Origin of the sequence: Chryseobacterium cheonjiense (assembly GCF_012927265.1) — a bacterium.
Lineage (GTDB): Bacteria > Bacteroidota > Bacteroidia > Flavobacteriales > Weeksellaceae > Chryseobacterium > Chryseobacterium cheonjiense.
Genome location: NZ_JABBGF010000004.1, coordinates 273751 through 281397 on the forward strand (window position 1 = coordinate 273751; position 7647 = coordinate 281397).

Annotated in this window: 5 protein-coding genes; all 5 read right to left on the bottom strand. The window is 36.7% G+C overall.

The genetic code is table 11. The features are described from left to right. Positions 1-63 precede the first annotated feature (63 nt). Positions 64-558, bottom strand: coding sequence for a hypothetical protein (locus tag HHL20_RS18965; RefSeq protein WP_169232714.1), 495 nt, complete (start codon positions 556-558; stop codon positions 64-66). Next, positions 555-2771, bottom strand: a complete 2217-nt coding sequence (locus HHL20_RS18970) for an RHS repeat domain-containing protein (RefSeq protein WP_169232715.1) — start codon at positions 2769-2771, stop codon at positions 555-557. The genes HHL20_RS18965 and HHL20_RS18970 overlap by 4 nt, the downstream gene beginning before the upstream one ends. Before the next feature lie 141 nt (positions 2772-2912). Continuing rightward, positions 2913-4037: a DUF6443 domain-containing protein gene (locus HHL20_RS18975; RefSeq protein ID WP_169232716.1), complete on the bottom strand. Its 1125-nt coding sequence runs from the start codon at positions 4035-4037 to the stop codon at positions 2913-2915. Positions 4038-4042: 5 nt separating this feature from the next. Further along, positions 4043-7246, bottom strand: coding sequence for a hypothetical protein (locus HHL20_RS18980; protein ID WP_169232717.1), 3204 nt, complete (start codon positions 7244-7246; stop codon positions 4043-4045). Between the two features lie 12 nt (positions 7247-7258). Continuing rightward, the coding region (locus tag HHL20_RS18985) for a T9SS type A sorting domain-containing protein (RefSeq protein WP_169232718.1) at positions 7259-7647 on the bottom strand (389 nt) is incomplete at its 5' end.

Below are 7647 nucleotides of genomic sequence, written 5' to 3' on the forward strand. Positions count from 1 at the left end.
CAAACTCACGCATTGCGATGGGCTATTTATTATGTTACCAGCACGAGCGAGGGAGATCGGGTGTTAATTTATTACTATGTTTTTCCATCCAATATTATAAGAATTAATATCGTTAACTAAATTTTTGAAAAAATCTGATTCATATGTACCACTTTTCATACAATCAAGTGTAATAGGAAATCTTCTTTCTATGAATGATATATCATTTTTAACTTTATATAATAATACAAATCCATCTGTTGCAATACATTGATCTAACCCAAAGTCATCTTTAGCTGGTGTATGTAACCACTTCTGATCATGATTTTGAAGATATATTATTTTTTTTGAAGATATTTTTCCCCTTACTAGATTATATACAGTTATATTTTCCTTAGCATAACTCCACATATAAGATGATTCAAAATTGGAAGTTCCTATTGCAAAAATATTTCCATTTGTTTGATATAGCTTGTTATAAAGCTTTTTATTCTTACTTAAAATGTCATTCTCTGTATGTTGAGCCTGACATGAAAATAATACTAACAATATGTTTGTAAAAATTAATAGCTTTTTCATGGATTAAATATTAGATTTGTAATAATAGAGTTTACATAATTTACGGTTGCATTTATCCCGGCATTTTTCCAGTCATAATAGTTTGCGTTTACAAGAGTACCATTTCCATTAAAATATGTAACTTCATTACTATTAGTACCGATAACAAATGAATTACCTTTATAACCTCTTTGCTCCAAAATACCTTGAACGCTCAAATCAGCATCAGAAGGAGTAGAATCACCTAACTGTTTACGAGAAAGAATATTTACAATAGTATCGGGATGATCATGCCACCACATTTCTAGGTTTGATGCATTTTTTGGAAGTCCTCCTTTGCCATTAGATGTAAATACTTGCATAGAAGCTTCTGTAACAATATTTCCTTTATCATCATAGTACTGTTTTGGGGCACCTCCCTGGTCACCTCTTGTTACATTTTTATCACCAATAAAAGCGTAGCCGCCATTTTCACGACCCGATTTTTTAGTGTCAGCAACTGACTCCAAAACACTATTTAGTCTATTTCCAGTAGGAATAAGAGCAACATTTTTTCCTTCATTTAAACCACCGGTGTATGTTTCACCTTTTTTGGTTGCTGCTTCTACAGCTTTTTTTGTACTTCCAGTTACTATATAAGCTTTTCCTGTATTTTTCCCATCATCACCTATTAACTTAAGCTTATTACTAAATGCACTTACTCTTCCATAAATCGGATCAATAGCCTGTCTTCCATCGGGATCAATAAACCTTATAGGATTATTAAATGCATATGTATAAGTACTCCATCTTCTCGAAGTCTCCGCCAACGGATCCACAACACCCCATCGTCCGATATCCGGCATATACATTCTTGCGCCATAGTCCAGCCCTTGGGTTTCCTGTTGCTGCTCTTTGCCGTTGTAAGTGTAGAAATAATTAGGACTTATGCTTCCATACGACATTGCATTCCCAAACTCCAGCCCGAAAGGATAGTAATCGGTTGCTTTATCAATGGCTGCATTTCCTGATGCGTCTCTGTAAAAAGCCAGTCTCATGTTTCCTAAATGATCTTTGTACTGGTAAATATACTTATTTTGATTAAAATCATAATATCCTTCCGAAGTGGGTACAAATTGTAAACCATTCGGAGATGACGGAAACCCTAGATTATTAACCTCATAGCTGTACTGAAACCCATCCAGGTATTCCATGGTCTGGCTGGCGTCGCTCTGCCTTCTGCCGGAGAAGAAATTGTATTTTTTCTTCAGCTTCACCCCATCTGCACGATACAGGTATTGGGTATTGACATAAACGTTCTGGCTATTCCTTAAAACATAATTACTGAATTGAATATAGCTCGGGAGATTAAGGTGATTGTAATTGATATTCAATATCCCTTTATCCTTGTGGTCTTTCATATTCCCGTTGTTGTCGTACCCGATGGTCATGCCCGAAGTATCAGGATATCCTGCATAATTCATGGAAGTATCGTTAATCGTAAGCAGTTTGTTTCCCGAATAGATGTAACTTAGCTGATCGATCTGCTCTGCAACGGAATAATAGTTTTTGGTATTTCTTTTCAGGGTTTGGATGTTTCCGTTCAGGTCATAGGATAACTCTTCATTATAAAAATTGTTCTGCGGTACTGAAGAATTAGGTTCGGAATACGTTCCTTTTTGCAGCCTGTTGAGTGCATCGTACTGATAGGAATATCTTTTCAATATATTTTCCTCCGAAGCAGCCCAGTCAATTTCTGCAATGTTGCCGTTGTATTTCCCGGAAGTTAGTGAAGTGTATACCGGGTTGGTATATTTCATTTCATATCCGAACAGCTTTCCGTCAAGGTTGGAAGGATCATTCACTTTATTCAACCAGCCACGGATATTGTAGGTGTAATCTATGCTTTGGAGATTGTTTCCTACTTTTTTGTTGGATAGCTGAGAAAGTTCATTATAAGTATTTTCTGCCAGTAGTTCCTGTGGCTGGCTGTCTACCTGATGATAATGCTTTTTGAGCCTGTTTTGTGAGTCGTACTCAAAATTTTCCGTAATTACTTTATCGGTGTCGGTATCCAGCCTTTTGTGGCGGGTAATGCTCTGCTGAACCGCGCCTGCAAAATCCAGTTTGGATTTTACCTCAGTACGGCCGCCTAAATGGTTGATGGAGTAGCTTCCAATCGTTCTTCCTTTTTTGTCGTAATAGGTGTAATTCTTCGTCCAGTTATCATCTTCAATATTTTTCACAAGACTCATTACCGGAAGGCTTTTGGTACTCGACCCTTCTGCGGTAGGCGTTTCGGTAAGAGTGGGTTCTCCTAAAATATTTGTCGGGAACGTTGGGTTAAAGCTGTATCCCGGGTAAGAATCGTAATAGTTTAAAGATAATAAGGTTACTCATTTGCTTGAATTAGGATAAGTACTATCCGGTGTATCATAATATACATCCATTCCTTGGCGGTTGAAAAGAACAGTCTGTATTCTCTTGACATTGTTGGGACTTATTCCGTTAACTTCCGCCTGTTCAGTGCTTCTGTCAGACCCTGTTCCAATTCCTGTAATGGCCACTCTTCCAAATTGGTCATATTTAGTGTAGAGCCATTGCCCTTTTTCTTTCATAACAGTGTCTTGGGTTGCAACCAGCCTGTCCTGCTTATCATAGAGCATATATTCCCATCCTTTGCCCGGAAGCTTTTTTTCTACCAATCGGTTCCTGCCATCGTAACGATATTGATAACAAAGATCATTGAGCAAGGTTTCGGTAATAGTCTGATTCACTGCTTTTGGCGGGATTACAAAGGCCAGCTGGTTGTACTCATTGTATACATAATAGGTGTCGGCATATTCTGTATCGGAGATCATTTTTCTCACCAAAAGTGTTTGTCCTTCACCATTTTTATATTCGTAGGTTTTATTCCCGTCTTCGTCGATAACTGCATTCCTGTAGAGCTGGTTGGCAGCGTAGGCTGGTGTTGAAGATAAGCTCACGCTGGATTTTGTAGCTCCGTTTTCCCAGATAGTTGTGGTGACAAAATGATACACATCATTGCCAATGTTGGCGGAATATTCAAACTGTACGGGTTTATCATTCCACGCATTGCCCACCTGTTTCTGCTGTAAGATCCTGTCTAAAGGTGAACTTTCCAGAATTTTCTCTGAAAAGATTTTCTCCGGACCATAAAGCGTTGGCTGGGTGGCATTGTTCAGCGGAGAGGTGTAAATTCCTCCATTCTGTGTTCCCTGCTGGGGAACCGGGAGGTAATCTTTCACCTGTCTTCCGAAACCATCGTATTCGATATGGGTTACCACATCTTTCCCTTGTGGGGAAGCTTTGATATTCACTACCTGCTTGGGTCTCCCCAAACCATCAAAGTACTGAACGGTTTCTGAAGTTTTGGTAGCGGTGGTTCCGTTATAATCTAAATAGGTTTTTGTATAGACGTAGTTTTCTGTCGGGCTCAATTGTGCATGAACTAAACCGGATAAAAGCAAAGCGCCAATTGGAATTAATATCTTTTTCATCAGTCTTAGTTTTTGTAATTGTACTTGAATTCTTTTAACAGTTTGCCGGTTTGGCTGCCTTCTCTTATTTCCATTAACCTGTTGGCGAAATCATAAATATACACTTCCCTGATTCCTGATGGCGGGGTAATGCTGGTAACGCCGATCAGTGGATCATAGGTATAAGTGGTTACCTGATAATTTGCCATGTTAGAATTTTTTCTGAAATCATCCAGCGCTGTGATCAATGCCGGCTCATTCAATGGATTGGAAGCGTCCAGGTCGGAAACATTCACAATACTGCTGATAAGAGACTGCTGGATATCGGATAGCTTAGCTCCTATTATCTTGGCAATCGGTTGGGTTTGATTATAGCCCCAGATAATAACTGTTGAAATACCATCTTTGGCGGTGTATTGTTGTAAGTTACCTTTACTGTCGTATTGATCGTAGGTAACTTCCGTAGAAGCTGTACTCTGCAAATCATAGGAAATTACAGAAGTTGGAAATAAATTGGCTGCATTGTCGTACTTCGTCTCAGTTCTTGATATGGTTTTGCCCTGGTCAGAAGCATTCTGTTTTTTTATTACTGCCGTTTCCAAAGGAATACCAATCATATTGGCATTGATCAGCTTTTGGTTGTTCTTCTCGTGGGCATATTGGTAAGTATTTTCTGTTATGCTGCCATCGGGAGAAGTGCTGGTTTGGGTAATAGGATTTAAATGTTTATAGCTATTATCATAATAATAATCTGTAATTTCTTCCATGGCAGTTCCATTAAAATATTTTGTTATTTTTGTTTTTGTAGGTTTTACCCAGGAAGATGATATTGGATAATTAGCATACTTAAAATGTACTTTATAACCCAAGCCTGATATTGGTGTCTGTTCAACAGAATAGGGTTTTAGTGCTATTGCCCAATATACATCGTCATTTTGGTTTCCGTTAGTAAAAGGGCTGTAGGAGAACTGATTGAAATAATTATCAAAACCATAGTAAAATTCCTTATCTATTAACTTTGTACCATTGCTGTTATATGATGATTCTTTTACTGGTAATCCGTTTTTGTAATCTTTATAATTATAAGGCACATTCAAGTCAATATCCTGATTTCTGTTTTCATCTTTGTACGAATTGGTAAAAATAAATTCTTTTTTGTAAGAAGAGATTCCATTTTCAAAATTTTCTGTTACAAAAGAATAGCCCACTGCTTTAGGCAATGCATGATTAAATGAATCACTGCTGAAAATAAGGGTTTTTCTGGTATTCCCATTCAGATCTTTAGGAGCTTCGCTGATGCCTGTATATATTCTTTCTTCCTCCAGGTTGTTACCGCTTGATGCATCAGTACTCAGATTGTATGAATATGTCCTTTTCATTGCAGAAGTTCCATCAAAAAAATCAATTTGTTTAATTCTAAAGCTGCCAACTTTTTTATTTTTCACAAAGTTTGGTGTGATTTCAATTCCGTATAATTCTGCTTTACATTTGTTTGGTAAAACACCCTCATTTTTTAATTTGAATTTATAATTTTTATTAGGATCCAAACTCAAACTGTATATATTATCAATATTTACACTTTTTAACAACACATTGTTTTCCAGAACTTCAAGCTTACAAAAAGTGCCGTTTTCGGGGATTGAGTTGGTATTGCCATTATACATATTATGGCTGCTGTTAAACATTAAGCTATAGCTGAAGGTATTATTAGGAGTAGTAAAGAGAATTTCAGAATAACTTTCATTTTCTATATGTAGAGACGTCTTTAGCTTTTTAGAATAGCTGTTCTCGGTATTGTTAAAATAATAATCATCCAATTCATATTTGTATTCCGAATATCCTTTTGTAGGGTATATCACCTTTTTTAATAATCCTGTAATTGCATAATTTTCATTCACTTCTCGATTGGCTCCTTCATAATACCTATTGTTGTAGATAAGTGCGGGTATTTTATGCGGGTTGTTTTGTCCGTTGTAAAGCCCCCAGTAATCTATTGAATTGGATAGCCTGTGTGGTAGCTGAGCGCTTTCATAATATTCGAAATTGTGGGAAGTTGAGTGGACATTGTTTTTTATTTCTGTCAATTTCAGTCTTTTGGTTAATGAATTTTTTAAAGCTGTATTAGAAACGGGCAGAGCATCTACATCTTCGTTAGAATTAAAATAAGAATAAATAAAGGAGTAATCTTGGATAATCCTATTGGTTTTATCATAGCTCACAATTCTTTTCAGAGAAAAATCACCAGGCAGGTCTTCTCTTTCATTGAGAGAATATTCAAATACTACTTTTCCTGCAGAGTACTTGATTTCGGTAATCAGCTTCTCGGTATTTCCCTGTAGAAAATAAGTATAAGGGTTATCAATTTCAATATCGGGAGGAAAATATGAGTTATCTGTGGGGAAAGGGAATGTTTCTTTATTGGATGTGGGCAATAGTTGCTGATAATTTACGGTCTTATCATACAGAAAATCAACAGAACTGTTATTAATTAATGTAATTTTTCGAGTCTGCCATTGGTTGCCACCCTGTAGAGAAAATACATCGCCTATGTTATTATATCCACTGTTTGATGTGATGGTATTTGTTCCTATAAATTCATAAAGATTACCATTGTTATCTTTAAGCAAAGGTTCATTACCAATACTTACTTTAACATCTTCTTTTGGAAGCATCAGAATTTTATCTTGATCCAGAATAAATTTACCCGATTTTCCATTTACACTATAATCATAAATATCGGGCATGAGGTCTATTGGAGCAGTATCTTTAGGGGTCAGTAGATTAGGACCTGAATATCCTAATGCCCACAATGCTTTATATTCATCTGCTGTACAGCAAATATTCCCAGTATTAATATTAAAATTTAAAGGCAATGTATTTGTTGGAGCAGAATCTGGATATCCATAAACTTGCTTGCTCATTTTGGCTCCACCAATATCCAAATACCATCCTAAACCAACTCTGGATGCTATTTCATCCACCTTTATTCCGGATGAATGGTATTTTAAAATGATTGGAAAAGACTGTCCACTTTCTTCTATCGTAATTAAGGGAATTTCTATACTTGGAACGCCTGTATATTTGCTTACAGGGATGTCTATATACTTAGTGAAATTAGAAGATTCTGGGGTTTTAGGAAATTTCGGAACTTCATAATTGATTTGTCCGAAAACATTACTACTGCTTAACAAAGCAGATAAAACTAATATTGAATATATCTTTTTCTTCATTAATTGTTATGTTTATTTTTTAATCAATTTAGCACTCGCCGTTTTGTTATCATTCGTTTTCACGGTCACCAGATACGCTCCCTGAATAAGGTTCTGGGTATTGATCTTGGTAACTTTATTTTTAGTTTTTGAGCTCTGAAGCTGTCTTCCTCCCATATCATATACAATAATCTCTGCTTCAAACCCCTGTCCTGAGCTTGTCGAAGGGAAGCCAATTTCTACATATGCATACTCACTCACCGGATTCGGGTAAACCTTAATATCCTGCTTTTCAATCAGCTGGTCAATCTGCTTATCGCCCAGCTTGACAATCTTCCAGTTTTCTTTTCCAAGCTCTTCTGCACTGGTTCCGGCCAAAACAATCGAACCGTCCCGGTTCAGTTTAATATCCGAAAGCCTTT

What these genes read in the sequence shown, in the direction of transcription:
- HHL20_RS18965 (WP_169232714.1), bottom strand. Translation starts at nt 558, where the DNA reads ATGAAAAAGCTATTAATTTTTACAAACATATTGTTAGTATTATTTTCA.
- HHL20_RS18980 (WP_169232717.1), bottom strand. Translation starts at nt 7,246, where the DNA reads ATGAAGAAAAAGATATATTCAATATTAGTTTTATCTGCTTTGTTAAGC.
- HHL20_RS18975 (WP_169232716.1), bottom strand. Translation starts at nt 4,037, where the DNA reads ATGAAAAAGATATTAATTCCAATTGGCGCTTTGCTTTTATCCGGTTTA.
- HHL20_RS18970 (WP_169232715.1), bottom strand. Translation starts at nt 2,771, where the DNA reads ATGAGTCTTGTGAAAAATATTGAAGATGATAACTGGACGAAGAATTAC.